Here is a 15418-nt window from a genome sequence, read left to right on the forward strand (position 1 = left end):
ATGATGCGTCCACGTCGCCCCTCCCTGCCGTTGCTCGACGAGTCACGCTTAACGCTGCTGTCTCGTCCGATCCGCAAGCGCGACCCCGACCAGCCGAGTCTACCCTTCGATCCAATGCCGTCACGCGTCGAGCCATGTCTCGCGCTGCTCAAGCCGACCGTGCCTATCGGATCGGATTGGCTCTATGAGGTGAAGTGGGACGGTTATCGATTGGCAATCCACATCGAGCCAAAGCGCGTGCGGGTCATCACTCGCGGCGGCCATGACTGGACCCACCGCTTCCCCACCATCGCTGCTGCGGCAAAAGACCTTGGGGTAACAACTGCCATCCTCGATGGTGAGGCGGTCGTTCTTGACGAGCGGGGCCGATCTGATTTTGCCGCCCTGCAGCGTTCGCTCGGCGGGCGGGGGGGCAAACGGGTATCGACCGAGTCCAGCCTTTTCGCGTTCGACCTGGTCTATCTCGATGGGCATGATCTGACCCGCACCGAGCTTGCAGTGCGCCGGCACCTGCTTGAAGACCTTGTGCCGGAAGACGGCGACGGCGCGATCCGTCTTTCCGAGGAGATAGAACTGCCCGCCGAAGACCTGCTCGAGCACGCCTGCCATCATCAACTGGAAGGGATCATCGCCAAGCATCGTGACCGACCTTACCGAAGCGGCCGGACCGGTGACTGGCTGAAGATCAAGTGTGTCCAGAGCGAAAGCTTCATGATCGTTGGCTACGAGCAGTCGGCAGTCGCGCGGGGCGGCATCGGCAGCTTGCTGTTGGCCGGTAGGAAGGGATTCGATTGGGCTTTTGTGGGATCAGTCGGGACTGGATTCACTGCGAAGGATGCCGAGCACCTGAAAAAGACGCTCGATCCGTTGAAGACGAACCGGCCGGTCGTTCCGCTGAGGGGCAAGCGCTTCGTCTTCGTGCAGCCGACGCTGATCGCTGAGATCGAGTTTCGGGGCTGGACTGGGGACGGCAACCTCCGTCATGCATCGTACAAGGGGCTTCGGGAGATCCAGGACAACGCGGCAGTGTATGATTTGACGGAATGATCCGACGCCTGGCCAGCTGGTCGTCCTCTGCAGATCTTGGCCGGCCCCGAATTCGCAAAGCAATGCCGGCTACCACCTCGAGCCAGATCCGCGATGAACTACTTCTCAATCAAGCCGCCACCCGGGCCTTTGCGAGGCGCTTCATCGCCTGCTCCAGCGGCCGCTGGCCGTCGCAATAGTCCTCCCAAGCCGACGATTTCGACAGAAGCGCCGGAACAGTGCGGATGGTAAAGCGCTTGGGGTCGAGGCCGGATTTGACCTGCGTCCAGCTCAACGGCATCGAGACAGTGGCGCCCGGTCGAGCCCGCGGCGACAACGGCGCCACCGCGGTTGCCATTCGGTCGTTGCGAAGATAGTCGAGGAAGATGCGGCCGTTCCTCAGGCTCTTCGTCATCTTGATCAGATAGAGTTGCGGATTGTCGCGCGCCATCTGTTGGCAGACGTCATGCGCGAAGCCCTTCGCTTGCGCCCAAGAAAGCGGCTCGCTCTTGTCGACGGCAAGCGGGGTGACGACGTGCAGGCCCTTGCCGCCGGTTGTCTTGCAGAAGCTTATCAGGCCCAGTTCGTCGAGACGGTCGCGCATTTCGCGGGCTGCGGAAACGACCTCGGAGAAGGGCACACCCGGACCTGGATCGAGGTCGAAGACCAGTCGTCCCGGCACCTCAGGCTTATGCGGCTCGCAATTCCAGGGATGCAGTTCGACGGCGCCGATCTGCGCGACGGCAGCCAGACCCTCGACCCGGTCGATCTGCAGATAGGGCTTTTTGTCGCCGAAGACTTTGACCAGTTCGAGCAGGTTGGAGGTGCCGGGCATAGCGTGGCGCTGGAAGAACTGCTCGCCGCCGACCCCGTCGGGTGTCCGGATGATGGAACATGGACGTCCCTTGATGTGCTCGATCAGCCAGGAACCGACCGCTTCGTAGTAACGGGCCAGCTCCTCCTTGGTGACGGGTTTGCCGTCATTGGCATCCGGCCACAGCGGCTTGTCAGGGTTGGAGATCAGCACGTCCATGACCTCCGCCTTGGCGCCCTTTCGCCTGACCGGCCTGGCCTTCGTCTCCGCCGCCGGCTGCGGCACGTCCGTCTGCGCGGGTTTCGCCGGCCGTTCGGCCTTGACCTCCTTGGCCGGCTTGTCTGTGCGCAGCCCCTTGAACGCCGCCTGCCGGACAATACCGTCGGCCGTCCAGCCTGCGAATTCAATTTCCGCCACGAGCTCCGGCTTCAGCCACTTGACCTCGGCCTCCTTTTTCGGCGCGCCGATGCCGGTGAAAGGCGATTTCACCGTCTCGAGCGCCTCCAGCTTCGGAAGCAGCGTTTCCACCTTCTTCGCACCATATCCGGTGCCGACGCGGCCGACATAAACGAAGTGGTCGCCCCGGTAGACGCCGACCAGCAGAGATCGGAATTTACCGTTGGTCTTGGCATAGGCGCCGATCACGACTTCGTGGCCAGCGCGGCATTTCGACTTTGCCCAGCTTTCGGTGCGGCCGGATTGATAGGGTGCATCCGCCTGTTTCGAGACGATGCCTTCCAGTGACAGTTTGCAGGCAGACCGAAGGACCGCATCACCGCCCGTTTCGAAATGCTCGACGAAACGGATGCGCGGATCGCTGCCGGCGTCGGACAGAAGGCTTTGAAGCCGCTCCTTACGCTCGACGAGTGGCAAGGATCGCAAATCTTCGCCACCCTCATAGAGAAGATCGAATGCGAAATAGACGAGCTCGCCGGTCCTGCCTTCCGAGAGAGCCGCCTGCAGGGCTGCAAAATCCGGCGCGCCGCTTTCATCGAGTGCGCAGATCTCGCCATCGATGATGGCGTCCGGCAGGGCCGACGCTGCCTGGGCAATCTCGGGATACTTGCCGGTCCAGTCGAGTCCTTTCCTGGTCTTCAGCGTCGTCTCGCCATCCAGCACCCGCATCTGGATCCTGTAGCCGTCGAACTTAATCTCGTGAATCCAGCCGGTGCCGGGGGGCGGGCGCTCCACGGTTTGGCAAAGCTGCGGCGCAATGAAATCAGGCAGATCGACCGTTGTGACCGTCTTCGATTTTCGCCCGGCCCTGTCATCCTCTTTTCGCTCTTCGGCCGCCAGTCCCTGATTGCTGTCCCAGACGGCATCGGCCTGAACGTCGCCGCCCTCGACCATGAAAGGCTTGGGTTTTCGTCCCCTTCCCGTGGCAATCATCTCCATCGTACGTCCGGAGGCAACTGATGTCTGGTTTTCCTCAAGTATGGCCGCGCCGTTCTCGTCGACGGAGAACTCGTCGTGGTGTTTGATCAGCAGCCAGTTTGTCCGCTTGCCGCGGTCGCGATCGTTGCGCATGCGCACCAGCACGAAGCTGCCGTGCAGCCGTTTGCCCTCCAGCGTAAACTTGAAATCGCCTTTCGCCAGGGCCTGCTCCGGGCTCATCTTGCCTTCCGGTTCCCAATAGCCCCGATCCCAGAGCATGACCGTGCCGCCGCCATACTGGCCTTTCGGAATGGTGCCTTCGAAATCACCATAGTCGAGCGGGTGGTCTTCGACCTCGACGGCCAGCCGCTTGTCATGCGGATCGAGGGACGGCCCCTTCGTGACGGCCCACGACTTGAAGACGCCATCGAGCTCGAGCCTGAGGTCGTAATGCAGGCGGGTAGCATCATGTTTCTGGATGACGAAGCGACGACGATTGCTGCGCGCGAGGCGCTTTTCACCGCTCGGTTCGGCGGTTTTCTGAAAATCGCGCTTCGACCGATAGGTCGATAGTTTGTCCGTGGCCATGGTCGTTCCCAAAAAGCGGTCCGACAATGAAATGTCAGCAGGTGGCTGGAAGTTCCGTGGCGTTGCCTCAACGCACCTTAGGGCGAGGGCTAGTTCAGCGGCCTGGCCATCCTGGATGCTTCATAGACGCCAATGGGAAGCCGGCCAGCCCACGGGTGACCGTTATCCACCCGATGACGACCTCGACAAGCTGAGGCATTCTCATTTCCAGGATTTCTGCTATCGTTCACTTGTCATGGGAGTTGGCGTCATGGTTGCAGCAAGTTTGGTTCCGGATGCGTTTTACTGGGCGAAGTCCTCGAAGCACTTCGACGGACGAATAACGATCGTTCAGGTCTCCACGGTTTTCGGGGAGGATCCTGCTTACTGGACGCTGGCGCTCGTGGGAACCGATCAGCACGCCATGCCCGCGGACTTCGAGATCATCGCTTCGGCAGAGCTCGCAGACGGATACCCCCTCCGTCATGCCGCCGAGTGAACCACCAATCCGACAAGTTTTCCCTTCGGAGGATCACCGGAACAGGATGATTGGCTTCGCCGCGCTCGGCCTTGCGGAAACTCGGTGCATTAAATTCGCTCGGCGCGTGGGATGCAAACCTGGTAAGTCGCCAGCCGTCGAAGCGTGTAAGCGAGCTCGTCGGCATCATATGGTTTGGAGAAGAACACCCCACGCTCGGGCAGGCCCTCCCTGCCGATCGTCACCCTCCCCGACACGACGACGATCTCGATCAGGGGCCATCTTTCGCGGACCAAGGCGGCCAGCGCCAAGCCATCCATCGTACCCGGCACCTCGACCTCGGTCAGGACGATGGCGATATCGCTCCTGCGTTCCAGGATGAGGACCGCATCATCCGCGTTCGTCGCCTCGAGCGCTTCCAGTCCGACCGCTTCGACAACGTCCACCGCCATCATCATCAGCAGGGGCTCGTCTTCGACGACGAGCACTGCATGCCTTCCGTGAGGATGCGTCATGCCGTATTACCGTGAATCATAACCGCGAACCTCCGCATTTCAATTTGGTTCCCGGACGTCCATTTGATGGTTGGCAGGTTTATGCGCCCGTTTTGCCGGGGGACTTGAATTGAACATAACCCGAAGCTATCTACGGATCATCGGCGTTGCTGGTGAGTGCTCCACGCGAGTGTTCGCGACTGCCGAAGTCGCTTATCTGCTTTTGACCACGGATGTACTGGCACTGGTGTGAAGAGCGATGTTGGAAAGGTCGGTGCGATTTCGCCCCGGCCTTTTTTATTGCCCGCTGCTCGGGGTAGAGAGCTTGGCCCCGCGTTTGACGGCGCTCGCGCACCGAGAATTCGGAAAAAACCGGTGCGTTCACCATCTCCGTAACGTCCGGTTGGCACGCCGCGACCTCGGCGAATAAATCGGCAGCGGTTCGGCCGGGCCGAGACTCTTTGGGCCGGTAAAAAATGTCTCGCCTTAATCTCCTGTGCAAAGGAAAGCACAACTTTAGGAGTTAAAAGTCCCATCGCCTATGTGAGGCTTTTGAATTGCTCATTGGAGGTCGCTCGCTCCACGCCTCATTGTCCGCTCGTTTTGCCGCGGCACCGGGAGGGATAGTATTATTTCGGGGTCTCGTCGCCGTATATTTAAAAAAATCAATTGCATACTTCCCTGCGGCGGCGAGGAACAAAAATCTTCTCTGGCGGTTTTGAGAGCATGGATCTGCCTGATCCGCAAACGGAGGAAACACCATATGAAGAAGATCATGTTGGCAGCGGCAATTTTTGGCGCCTCTGTCGTCGCAACTTTCGCCCAAACACCGCCGGCTCCATCTCCGGATGGAAATACACCAGCAGTTGCAACCCCGGATACCAAAAATCCGACTGCGCCCGTTGAGGGTGCCAACAGCTTTACCGAAGCTCAGGCGAAGGATCGCATTGCGGAAGCCGGCTACACCGACGTCAAGGATCTCAAGCTCGACGACAAGGGGATCTGGATGGCCTCTGGCATGAAGGATGGCAAAGCCGTCTCCATAGCCCTCGATTATCAAGGCAACATCGTCGCCAAGTAACCCAAGGAGAAGCATGATGAGAACTGTAACCGGACTTTTCGATGACTACTCTGACGCTCGCTCCGCCGTCACCAAATTGGAAGCGGCAGGCGTTCCCTCAACCGACATCAGTATCGTCTCCAACAAGGCCGGCCGCATCGATCGCGACTCCGACGTTGGAGAGGATGCCGCGACCGGTGCCGGCATTGGCGCTGCCCTCGGAGGCGCTGGCGGCCTGCTCACCGGACTGGGCCTGATGGCCATTCCCGGTGTCGGACCGGTGGTTGCCGCAGGCTGGCTTGCCGCGACTGCGGCCGGGGCTGTTGCCGGCGCCGTCGCTGGTGGTGCCGCTGGTGGCCTAATCGGCGCCCTCACCGACTCCGGCGTCTCGGAAGATGATGCCCACCTTTATGCCGAAGGCGTCCGCCGTGGTGGCAGCTTGGTTACGGCCCGGGTCGACGACGCCCGCGCTTCCGAGGCGCAGGCCATTCTCCAGGGTTCGAACTGGGTCGACCCGGTTGAACGTCGGCGTGCCTATAACGAGCAGGGATGGACCCGGTTTGACGATACGCTCGATCCATATGCCCCTGAACAGATTGCGCAAGAGCGCGACCGGTACCGGCGGACCGCCATCTAACCGGCTTCGAGTTCAACCCTCCTCGCGCTGCGCAAGGAGGGTTGAAGTGCAGCTGGCGTCTCCCCTATCGAGCACCATCTTGCGATAGCGGCAAAAGCCACACGTCGCTTGATGAGATGGCGTTTCCGCCGCGGGGATCGATGGCCGCGGTGGTATGCCATGGCTGGCAATGAAATCGCGAAGAGCTGCTTCCGCGTGCTTCGCCTTGGAGCAGCAACGCCGATAACGTGCGATCTCCTGAATTTTGAATCATAGCACGTTGCTCTGACCTCAGAGCTGCCGCGGCGAGCTTGTTTTGAAGAGACGGCGTTTCCACTGCCCGTGACGGACATTGGCTTGTGTTTGCCATGGGCTTGTGTTTTTCCGTCGACAACGACGGAGCGGCGCCTGGCCGATAATCGCGATAGAGGAATGGATCACAATGCTCTCCGCCGAACAAAAGAGTGAATTTCATCGAGCCTTCGAACGTCGCCGGCCTTATGCCGATGGTGAAGCGGACGCGTATCTTGAATCTGACAGCGTCACTGCATTTTCTCCTCTAGAAGACAGTGACCTTTCGTTTCGGTTGGCGCTGACCAGCAATGAGACACTCGACCTTGCGACCAACCCGATCTGCGCGGGACGGCTGGCCGCAGCCTTGCTCGACCTGATAGCGAAGAGGGGGACTTTGTCGTCGACCTGACGATCTGGGACGCTGGAAGCGGGGAGCAGCTTGTGATGCTCAAGCCCTGACGAGCCCACGGTTAGGATACCGCGGCGATCTTCGCCGTCAGCGGGTGCATGTAACCCACTTTCGCGTTTGCGCTAACGAAGACGAAGACGAAGACGAAGACGAATTTGGCCGGTCAGCCTGGGTGATCAACTGGCTTGGATAGCCCGAAACCTGCGCACTCTAGCATGCGATCCGCAGGTTTTGTCCGAGCACCATCGTCTGAGGCCGCCACGAGATTGATCCAGAAAGAGCCAGCCGCAATTTGGACCTTGACACGCACGTACAGGACGGCGTGCGTGTCGCGACGTCAGCAGTTCGGCGGCTGACTGGGCGATACGAGTACTGATTGCATCCAAATCTTTGGCATCCGCCGGACGCCACTGGATCCTGCCTCCAACGCAGCTCAGTGATTGCTGCAGTTGCGCACGCCGGGCCATGCCGGCAACGAGGTCGAGATCGTCCCGGCTGATCGGGCTTGCATCATATTCGGACAGAAACAGGCGGCTAAGAGCCTCCCGCAACTCCTTAGCTTCTCCGAGTTCCTTTTTCGCGTCGGACGGCGACCCGCCGGCCTTAGCTAGTAAGGTATCGCGTTCTTTGTCGTCGATCAGATCGAGACGACGGGCCCAGGCCACGAGGTCATCGTAGCTATTCAGGAAATCCGGGCCCCAACGTTCACCGCGACTATCGACCGTGTTGACGAAGTCGAGCGCTGGATGACCGCCGAGAAGGCTGATGTCATGGATCGTCTTTAGCGTGTTCATAATTTGAATATCGTTTCCGGGAACGATTTGGGCAAGGGCGAGTTGTAACGGTCTAAATGATTTTTACACGTTACACGGATCGGAGCCCCGATGCCCAGCGGTGCCAACAAAAATCATCTGCGCTTTCTGATGTTATGCATAATCTGGGGAAGCACCTGGATCGGAACCAAGGCCGGCATCCAAGCCGTGCCGCCGCTCGTGTTCGCCGGCACGCGGTTCACCGCTGCCGGCATGTTGCTTCTTCTCTACGCTTGGGCGAATGGCAACATAGCGGGGCTGAAGGTGAGAGATGGCATTCGCTTTACCGCCGCCAGTATGCTGATGATTACGCTCTGCTACGGCCCATTGTTCTGGGGCATGCAGTATATCAATTCCGGGACTGCCGCCGTTCTGGAAATGTCGCTCACTCCGATCGCGCTCCTGGTATTTGCTCTCCTGCTAGGCGAAGAGACATTGGATGGCCGGCGGATCTTCGCGATCGCTCTGGGGGTCTGTGGACTGGTCGTCCTGTTCTGGCCGGCTTCCGCCTATGTAAGTCTGCCTGAAGCCTTCCCAGGCGCGAGCCTATGGGGGGGATTGGCGGTTGCATCAGCGGCCTTCACCTATGGTTACGGCTCGGTGTTGGCCCGTCCACTTCTCCGATCCTATCCGGCCTTGTTCGTTTCAGGTGTGACGACCTCGTTCGGAGGCTTCGTGCTGCTGATGGTAGCCCTGGCTTTCGAACCGGGGGCAGTTTCCGCCCTCTCCGGCGACTGGGGCATGATTGCCTGGCTTGGCTGGTTCTTCCTTGTGATCTTTGGCTCGCTAATCGGCTACACGACCTTCATGCGCTTGCTGCGGGATATCGGCGCATCCCGCGCCGGTAGCTATGCCTTCGTTTCGCCGGTCATCGCTGTCGCCCTCGGCGCTGCTGTCTTCGCGGAGCGGATAACAGTGATGGATGTGATCGGCATCATCGTAATGCTGAGTGGCGCCTGTCTCGCCATGTCAGGAGCGCCGGCGACCGAACATGCCGCTCTCGAAAGCTGAATCAGATCGAACTGAGTTCCAGTTGTATCAAATGTTGGAGACCAGAGATGGCAACGACACTGATAACGAAAATCCAGCAGGGGCAAACAGGCGCCTGTTCTTGAGGCAGGGCGGATAGTGGAGCCCTTATCGTTCGCATCCTCCGCGAGCTGGAGGCGCATCGGCCGGATGTGCTCGGAAACGTGCCGGCTGAGCGCTGCGACAAGGGCTTCGGCTTCATCACGCCTGAGGGCGGCGGACAGGATGTGTTTGTTCACGTCTCTGCCTTGCAACGCGGCCGTTCGCTGCGCGAAGGCGATAAGGTCAGCTTCGAGGTCGGAGGACCGCAAGACCGGAAAGTCGAAGGCTGAGAACGTTTCGGTCTTCTGATCGGCTGTCGTAGATTTGCCAGGCTGCTTAGACAGGCGAGCCCAGCACCACGATGTCGTCATAGACCGGCGCGACCGTGCCGAAGATAGCGCGGCCGGGGAAGGCGCTATGCCGGACCTCGCCTCCGATGAGGCGAGGTCGTCACTGATACCCCTAGATGATAGCAAGGCGCGCAGGCCGGGCCGGATGCGCGGTCGGCTTTCTCTTCCAAGGAACAAGAACGGACGGCATGCCGGCTTCCAAGCAGGCGGCCACGAAGGCCTCCCGCGCGATAATGCCGGCGGTGGTGTCGTTGAGGGCGCCACGGCACGTCTTGACTGCTCGCTCGTGGCGCTCTCCGTGACGCAACGGCCATTCGTTTTCGAGAAAGTCCAAGGCGTCGTATGCGCCTGTGAAACTGCGCTCCAAACCGCACTGCAGCCGGATTCTTACCGGCTGGGTCCATGGAACATCGTTCTGCGGCATTTTTTCCTCCTTTCATGCCACCAATGGTCCTGTCGAAATGATATTGTTAGGGATAGCCGATCATTCAAGGACCGTCAGAACCGTCGAGTAGCCCATTGCAAACGCCAGCGCCGTCCCCAATGTCAGGCGGCGTCCTAGAAACAGGATGAGGCCCTTTTTCTTGCGGGCCCTGGGAAGGATCGGGCCATCATATGATCATGAAACTCTTTTCCAACTCCAGTCGCTCCCGAGAGCGCTTTCTCGAAGCCATTCTCCAAAGTGCGATCGAATATGCGATCATCTCGACAGATCTGGATGGGCTGGTGACCACCTGGAATGAGGGCGCGCGACGGATCCTCGGATGGGATGAGGCCGAGATGGTCGGCCGGCCTGCGGCCGTGATTTTTACCGAGGAAGACCGGCAGGCGGGGGTTCTTCAACGGGAAATGACCGCCGCTTTGACCGAAGGTCATGGCAATGACGAGCGCTGGCACGTTCGCAAGGACGGCTCGTTGTTTTGGGCGTCGGGTCAGATGATGGCATTGACGACGGATGACGGCGAAGTCGAGGGCTTCGTGAAGATTCTCAGAGATCAGACAGAGCAGAGAGAGAACGAGGAACGACAGCGCGTTCTGATGCACGAGCTCTCGCACCGGATGAAGAATACGCTCACCGTCATTCAGGCTATCACCAGCCAATCCTTCCGAAACGCGAGCTCTATAGAGGATGCGGAACAGGCGATCTCGGCACGGATCAATGCATATGCCAAAGCGCACGAAATTTTGCTACAGCGGAATTGGCTGGGCGCTACCCTGACGGCGATTGTCGAGGCGACGGCTATCAATCTCGGACTAGAGACGTCGGAACGGTTCAAAGCAAGCGGTCCTGCTGTTGAATTGGGTCCTCAGGCGGCTCTTTGCTTCTCCCTCGTGCTGCACGAACTTGTCACCAACGCCAACAAGTATGGTGCGCTATCGGGAGAGACCGGGATAGTCGAAATCGATTGGTCTGTGCGCGACGAGGCGGGTGACAAGCGCCTAGACTTCCGTTGGCGGGAGGTCGGTGGCCCTGCGGTAGAAGCGCCGGATAAGAAGGGGTTCGGCTTTCGACTCATCAACTCCAGTCTCTCCGCCTTCGGCGATGTCACTGTTGGCTACGCGCCGACAGGTTTCGTCCTGTCGGTGGACGCATCGCTTCTGAAACTGCAATTCAAAACGTATTCCGACGCTGAGGAATAATTCGAGAGAACGATCTGCAAGAGTTAGGGGCGCTTGGCGTCGTCGGTTCGGAACCATTCGCACCGATTGACATTGCTTCTGGATCTCGCAAACGGCGGACGCTTGATGCACAACAACAGGAAGCAGTTCTTCGTCCTCGCTCTTGCCTTTCTGATGAGCATGTTCTTTCGCAGCTATTTCGGCGTGGTCGGTCCGATGGTCGCTGCCGACATCGATCTCGACCCCAGCCGCTATGGATACGCGGCGTCGGCCTTCTTCATTTCGTTCGGGCTGCTGCAGATGCCACTGGGCTCAGCCTTCGACCGCTTCGGCGCAGGAACGCCTATGACTGTTTTAATGATCGTCGGCGCCATGGGGGCCGCGTTGGTCGCCATGGCACGAACGGCCGGACAGCTTGTTGCCGGTCAGGCGGTCCTGGGCGCGGGATGCGCGCCGATCTTCATGGGAGTGGTCTATCAGTTCGGAAGTCTTGGCGACGGGGTGGCCGCGCGGAGAAAGATCACCGCCGTCAGCGCTGTTGGCACCATCGGCGCCCTTCTATCGGCGTCGCCTATGGTTTGGCTTTCTGAAGTCCTCGGGTGGCGCGGGGCGATGCTTGTTGCAGCGTCAGCGATGGCGCTTTGCGCGGTTGGCGTCGCCTTTCAAATGGCACCAACGCCACAAGAAGGACAATCGGAAGAGGCGACTGAGAGCAGGCCAGCGGGCTTAGTCTACCTCTTGCCAATATGCCTAACCCTGTCGCTCGGAGGGACTTTTCGCAATGCTTGGGCGACCCCTTACCTGTCCGGGGTGTTCTCCGCGGATCAGCGTGTCTCAGGTTTCGCGCTGACGATCGTGAGCGCCGTCGGCATAGCGACGTCCTTTGCTATTCCCGCGCTCGTATCCAAAGTGTCACCGCGAAGCATCGTGACGGCTGGGATGGCCGCGGCGACGATCGCCGCTTTCGCCATGGCCGTTTCACCCGGCTCCAGTATTGTCGCCGCCGTCGCTCTGATCTGCCTGCTTTATTCAATCGGCAACCTCCATCCCCTGGTTATGGCCGAAGCGCAGGAACTCGCACCTTCCAAGCACCGAGGCCTTTTGTTGGGCTTTCTCAACACCCTTGTGTTTTTCGGAGTTGCGATCTCTTCGGCTGTATTTGGATGGATCGCCCAAAGTGCCGGTGGACCCTCCGCCACGTTTGAGATCATCTTGTTCAGTACCGCAGGCTGTCTCGCCATCGGCCTGACAGCGTATTTGGCGAGGCCAGCCTGGCGGAGCATCGCAAACCAACGTTAACCGGTCGCCGAGCGAAAGGTGGATCTGTCGAGCGCCAATTTGCGGCCGATCCGAGCATAGCCAGCGTCAAAGGCAGGTCGTGCCCCTCTGTCGCGCGGAATTTATTTCAGTTCAAATTACTTAGTCACTGCTGGAACTTTTTCTGGAGCGTCGCGTTTTGAGCGCGGATGTGATTGCGATTTTTCGCTAACGTCCGCCTTTCCATGTCCGCTCACCATTGCGCCCCGCGTCTCCGCGGGGCGATTTTTGCGTATATTTGGTGGGGATCAGCTCCCAGTGTTAACCTGGTGCATGGCCACTTCTGATCTTGCCTTGTCGACCAGTCAAAATGCTCGTCAATCGTTGATCTTAGCTGTGTTCTCGGGCCGAATTGGCGGGCCCACCTTCCACTGAACGCTTGGGGTGCCGTTGATCGGCGTCTTCCCCGATCCTAATGCTTGCCGACACTATTCGTATTGTCGGTCAGCAGACGCAACATGCCCCACGCCGTGGCTCGTGACCGCTCTATCGCCGGGAAGCGAAAAGATCTGTCGCCATAGGCCAATCATGCCGATTCATCTCGGTTTCGCGACACCTGCAGGGTTCTGTAAATTTTGCGGTCATCACCGATTTTTGAATACCGGAGGCGTTGTTGTTGTGTTTTTCCAGTGTGTTAGCAGCCGGCGATGAAGAGTGCTAATTTCTTTGTTTTGACCTCTTGAAATCAAAACACCGACAAACCAGATCATTTTGCGCAAAACGCTCGAGTGAGGTTTTGCACCCGCCCGGACTAGTCATCCGGTCCGGGCGGGGGAACAACGTCATCATTGTTTGTCCATCGGAGGGAAAACATGTCGTTCCGACCGCTTCATGATCGCATTCTTGTCCGCCGGGTTGAGTCTGAAGAGAAAACCAAAGGCGGAATCATCATTCCCGATACCGCCAAGGAAAAACCTCAGGAAGGCGAGGTCATCGCCGTCGGCCCCGGCGCGCGCAACGATGCCGGCCAGATCCAGGTGCTTGACGTCAAGGCTGGCGATCGCATCCTGTTCGGCAAATGGTCCGGCACAGAGATCAAGATCAACGGCGAGGACCTGTTGATCATGAAAGAAAGCGATGTCATGGGCGTCATCGAAGCCCCGGCAGAGCAGAAGCAGGCCGCCTGAGCCGTCCACCCCACCAATCTATCAGTCAAATAGCTGCCTATTAGAGGAGTTAGAGAAATGGCTGCAAAAGACGTTAAATTTAACACCGATGCTCGTGAACGCATGCTGCGTGGGGTCGATGTGCTTGCCAACGCAGTGAAGGTGACCCTCGGCCCGAAGGGCCGCAACGTTGTGATCGACAAGTCCTTCGGCGCACCGCGCATCACCAAGGACGGCGTTTCGGTCGCCAAGGAAGTCGAACTCGAAGACAAGTTCGAAAATATGGGCGCCCAGATGCTGCGCGAGGTGGCATCGAAGACCAACGATCTCGCCGGCGACGGCACCACGACCGCAACCGTGCTTGCTCAGGCAATCGTCAAGGAAGGCGCCAAGGCGGTGGCGTCGGGCATGAACCCGATGGACCTGAAGCGCGGCATCGACCTGGCCGTTGACGCCGTGGTCAAGGAACTGAAGACTAACGCGCGCAAGATCTCCAACAATTCGGAAATCGCCCAGGTCGGCACGATATCGGCCAATGGCGACGAAGAGATCGGTCGGTATCTTGCCGAGGCCATGGAAAAGGTTGGCAACGAGGGCGTCATCACCGTTGAAGAAGCCAAGACCGCCGAAACCGAACTCGAAGTCGTCGAAGGTATGCAGTTCGACCGCGGCTATTTGAGCCCTTATTTTGTGACCAACCAAGATAAGATGCGCGTCGAGCTCGAAGATCCCTATATTCTCATCCACGAGAAGAAGCTGTCGAACCTGCAGTCGATGCTGCCGGTTCTCGAAGCCGTCGTCCAGTCCGGCAAGCCGCTCCTCATCATCGCTGAAGACGTCGAAGGCGAAGCTCTTGCAACGCTCGTCGTCAACAAGCTGCGTGGCGGCCTGAAGATCGCTGCCGTCAAGGCGCCTGGCTTCGGCGACCGCCGCAAGGCCATGCTCGAAGACATCGCCATCCTGACCGGCGGCACCGTCATCTCCGAAGACCTCGGCATCAAGCTTGAAAACGTGACGCTGAACATGCTCGGCCGTGCCAAGAAGGTGTCGATCGAAAAGGAGAACACGACCATCATCGACGGCGTCGGCTCGAAAACGGAAATCGATGGCCGGGTCGCGCAAATCCGCGCCCAGATCGAAGAGACCACTTCGGACTACGACCGCGAGAAGCTCCAGGAACGCCTTGCCAAGCTCGCCGGTGGCGTTGCCGTCATCCGCGTCGGCGGCTCGACGGAGGTCGAAGTGAAGGAAAAGAAGGACCGGGTCGACGACGCCCTGCATGCGACCCGGGCAGCGGTCGAAGAGGGTATTCTGCCCGGCGGTGGCGTTGCCCTTCTGCGGTCGGTCAAGGCGCTCGACAATCTCACCACCGCGAACCAGGACCAGCGCGTCGGCATCGAAATCGTGCGACGTGCAATCGAAGCCCCGGTGCGTCAGATCGCCGAAAACGCCGGCGCGGAAGGCTCCGTGATCGTCGGCAAGCTGCGTGAGAAGACTGAGTTCTCCTACGGCTGGAACGCTCAGACTGGCGATTATGGCGATCTCTATGCGCAGGGCGTCATCGACCCGGCCAAGGTCGTTCGCACCGCGCTTCAGGATGCAGCCTCGGTTGCCGGCCTGCTGGTGACGACGGAGGCTATGATCGCTGAAAAGCCCAAGAAGGAAGCCGCTCCGGCGATCCCCGCCGGTGCCGGCATGGATTTCTAAGGCCGCCGGCCCGCCCTGCTCTTGAAGGGCGGGCCTCCAGCAATGGAGGAACAAATGGTTCAAACGATCATCAAGAAGTCGCAAGCGCCGCTTGATTCCCGTGACCTCGAAGTCTGCCGACACGTCTTCGATGACCTCAGAACTGTGGCGGACTTGCCTCGCAATTCTGAAGAAGCTGAACGCATCGCGGCAATCGTCGTGGAGCTTTATCGGCAGGGCGTTCGCAATCCCGAACACCTGAAGACCATGGTTCGGGCCGCGCGCGGACTGTTCGAAAAGCAACCCACCCAGGCCGCGTGACAT

The 15418-nt window shown here is 59.4% G+C and carries 15 protein-coding genes and 1 pseudogene; 12 read left to right on the plus strand and 4 right to left on the minus strand.

The genetic code is table 11. The annotated features are described in order from the left end of the window. Nucleotides 1-1047, plus strand: coding sequence for a non-homologous end-joining DNA ligase (gene ligD / locus FHT69_RS13600; RefSeq protein WP_028755975.1), 1047 nt, complete (start codon nucleotides 1-3; stop codon nucleotides 1045-1047). Nucleotides 1048-1156: 109 nt separating this feature from the next. Here the strand turns inward: ligD (FHT69_RS13600) and ligD (FHT69_RS13605) are convergent, their stop codons facing one another. Continuing rightward, nucleotides 1157-3802 carry a DNA ligase D gene (gene ligD / locus FHT69_RS13605; protein WP_097596306.1) on the minus strand — a complete coding sequence of 882 codons (2646 nt, stop codon included), beginning with the start codon at nucleotides 3800-3802 and terminating at the stop codon, nucleotides 1157-1159. Between the two features lie 250 nt (nucleotides 3803-4052). Between ligD (FHT69_RS13605) and FHT69_RS13610 the strand changes: the two genes are divergently transcribed. Next, nucleotides 4053-4280, plus strand: a complete 228-nt coding sequence (locus FHT69_RS13610; RefSeq protein WP_028755977.1) for a hypothetical protein — start codon at nucleotides 4053-4055, stop codon at nucleotides 4278-4280. An 89-nt stretch (nucleotides 4281-4369) separates the two neighbouring features. On the opposite strand, the gene FHT69_RS13615 is transcribed toward FHT69_RS13610, so the two are convergent. Then, nucleotides 4370-4774 carry a response regulator gene (locus FHT69_RS13615; protein WP_049810872.1) on the minus strand — a complete coding sequence of 135 codons (405 nt, stop codon included), beginning with the start codon at nucleotides 4772-4774 and terminating at the stop codon, nucleotides 4370-4372. A gap of 742 nt (nucleotides 4775-5516) precedes the next feature. Between FHT69_RS13615 and FHT69_RS13620 the strand changes: the two genes are divergently transcribed. The 3 genes from FHT69_RS13620 (at nucleotide 5517) to FHT69_RS13630 (ending at nucleotide 7132) form a co-directional block, all read left to right on the plus strand. Then, nucleotides 5517-5834, plus strand: coding sequence for a PepSY domain-containing protein (locus FHT69_RS13620; RefSeq protein ID WP_028755978.1), 318 nt, complete (start codon nucleotides 5517-5519; stop codon nucleotides 5832-5834). Nucleotides 5835-5850: 16 nt separating this feature from the next. Continuing rightward, nucleotides 5851-6450, plus strand: coding sequence for a general stress protein (locus FHT69_RS13625; protein ID WP_028755979.1), 600 nt, complete (start codon nucleotides 5851-5853; stop codon nucleotides 6448-6450). 421 nt (nucleotides 6451-6871) lie between these two features. After that, entirely contained in the window at nucleotides 6872-7132 is a 261-nt protein-coding gene (locus tag FHT69_RS13630; RefSeq protein ID WP_244604757.1) for a hypothetical protein, read from the plus strand. Nucleotides 7133-7308: 176 nt separating this feature from the next. Here FHT69_RS13630 and FHT69_RS13635 read toward each other — a convergent pair whose 3' ends face one another. Beyond that, on the minus strand, nucleotides 7309-7926 hold the full coding sequence (locus FHT69_RS13635; RefSeq protein WP_028755980.1) for a CGNR zinc finger domain-containing protein: 618 nt from the start codon (nucleotides 7924-7926) through the stop codon (nucleotides 7309-7311). A 129-nt stretch (nucleotides 7927-8055) separates the two neighbouring features. Between FHT69_RS13635 and FHT69_RS13640 the strand changes: the two genes are divergently transcribed. Then, a complete protein-coding gene (locus FHT69_RS13640; protein WP_246740159.1) occupies nucleotides 8056-8955 on the plus strand; it encodes a DMT family transporter in 900 nt (299 codons plus the stop codon). 170 nt (nucleotides 8956-9125) lie between these two features. Beyond that, nucleotides 9126-9324: pseudogene (locus FHT69_RS13645) on the plus strand (cold-shock protein). Nucleotides 9325-9477: 153 nt separating this feature from the next. On the opposite strand, the gene FHT69_RS13650 reads toward FHT69_RS13645, so the two are convergent. Further along, nucleotides 9478-9789 carry a DUF982 domain-containing protein gene (locus FHT69_RS13650; protein ID WP_028757698.1) on the minus strand — a complete coding sequence of 104 codons (312 nt, stop codon included), beginning with the start codon at nucleotides 9787-9789 and terminating at the stop codon, nucleotides 9478-9480. Between the two features lie 191 nt (nucleotides 9790-9980). Here FHT69_RS13650 and FHT69_RS13655 point away from each other — a divergent pair, with 191 nt between their 5' ends. From FHT69_RS13655 to FHT69_RS13675, 5 genes are all read left to right on the plus strand, one after another. Continuing rightward, a complete protein-coding gene (locus FHT69_RS13655) occupies nucleotides 9981-11006 on the plus strand; it encodes a sensor histidine kinase (RefSeq protein WP_028755970.1) in 1026 nt (341 codons plus the stop codon). Nucleotides 11007-11072: 66 nt separating this feature from the next. Further along, nucleotides 11073-12284: an MFS transporter gene (locus tag FHT69_RS13660; protein ID WP_183905464.1), complete on the plus strand. Its 1212-nt coding sequence runs from the start codon at nucleotides 11073-11075 to the stop codon at nucleotides 12282-12284. An 830-nt stretch (nucleotides 12285-13114) separates the two neighbouring features. Then, nucleotides 13115-13429 (plus strand): co-chaperone GroES, encoded by a 315-nt coding sequence (gene groES, locus FHT69_RS13665; RefSeq protein WP_028757336.1) that lies wholly within the window; start codon nucleotides 13115-13117, stop codon nucleotides 13427-13429. Between the two features lie 57 nt (nucleotides 13430-13486). Further along, nucleotides 13487-15115, plus strand: a complete 1629-nt coding sequence (gene groL, locus FHT69_RS13670) for a chaperonin GroEL (RefSeq protein WP_183905465.1) — start codon at nucleotides 13487-13489, stop codon at nucleotides 15113-15115. Nucleotides 15116-15169: 54 nt separating this feature from the next. Further along, entirely contained in the window at nucleotides 15170-15415 is a 246-nt protein-coding gene (locus tag FHT69_RS13675) for a hypothetical protein (protein WP_028756277.1), read from the plus strand. Nucleotides 15416-15418: the final 3 nt, after the last annotated feature.

It is taken from the genome of Rhizobium sp. BK008 (assembly GCF_014197345.1).
Taxonomy (GTDB): domain Bacteria; phylum Pseudomonadota; class Alphaproteobacteria; order Rhizobiales; family Rhizobiaceae; genus Rhizobium; species Rhizobium anhuiense.

What these genes read in the sequence shown, in the direction of transcription:
- ligD (WP_028755975.1), top strand. Translation starts at nt 1, where the DNA reads ATGATGCGTCCACGTCGCCCCTCCCTGCCGTTGCTCGACGAGTCACGC.
- FHT69_RS13640 (WP_246740159.1), top strand. Translation starts at nt 8,056, where the DNA reads ATGTTATGCATAATCTGGGGAAGCACCTGGATCGGAACCAAGGCCGGC.
- FHT69_RS13675 (WP_028756277.1), top strand. Translation starts at nt 15,170, where the DNA reads ATGGTTCAAACGATCATCAAGAAGTCGCAAGCGCCGCTTGATTCCCGT.
- FHT69_RS13625 (WP_028755979.1), top strand. Translation starts at nt 5,851, where the DNA reads ATGAGAACTGTAACCGGACTTTTCGATGACTACTCTGACGCTCGCTCC.
- FHT69_RS13635 (WP_028755980.1), bottom strand. Translation starts at nt 7,926, where the DNA reads ATGAACACGCTAAAGACGATCCATGACATCAGCCTTCTCGGCGGTCAT.
- ligD (WP_097596306.1), bottom strand. Translation starts at nt 3,802, where the DNA reads ATGGCCACGGACAAACTATCGACCTATCGGTCGAAGCGCGATTTTCAG.
- groES (WP_028757336.1), top strand. Translation starts at nt 13,115, where the DNA reads ATGTCGTTCCGACCGCTTCATGATCGCATTCTTGTCCGCCGGGTTGAG.
- FHT69_RS13620 (WP_028755978.1), top strand. Translation starts at nt 5,517, where the DNA reads ATGAAGAAGATCATGTTGGCAGCGGCAATTTTTGGCGCCTCTGTCGTC.
- FHT69_RS13615 (WP_049810872.1), bottom strand. Translation starts at nt 4,774, where the DNA reads ATGACGCATCCTCACGGAAGGCATGCAGTGCTCGTCGTCGAAGACGAG.
- FHT69_RS13655 (WP_028755970.1), top strand. Translation starts at nt 9,981, where the DNA reads ATGATCATGAAACTCTTTTCCAACTCCAGTCGCTCCCGAGAGCGCTTT.
- groL (WP_183905465.1), top strand. Translation starts at nt 13,487, where the DNA reads ATGGCTGCAAAAGACGTTAAATTTAACACCGATGCTCGTGAACGCATG.
- FHT69_RS13630 (WP_244604757.1), top strand. Translation starts at nt 6,872, where the DNA reads ATGCTCTCCGCCGAACAAAAGAGTGAATTTCATCGAGCCTTCGAACGT.
- FHT69_RS13650 (WP_028757698.1), bottom strand. Translation starts at nt 9,789, where the DNA reads ATGCCGCAGAACGATGTTCCATGGACCCAGCCGGTAAGAATCCGGCTG.
- FHT69_RS13610 (WP_028755977.1), top strand. Translation starts at nt 4,053, where the DNA reads ATGGTTGCAGCAAGTTTGGTTCCGGATGCGTTTTACTGGGCGAAGTCC.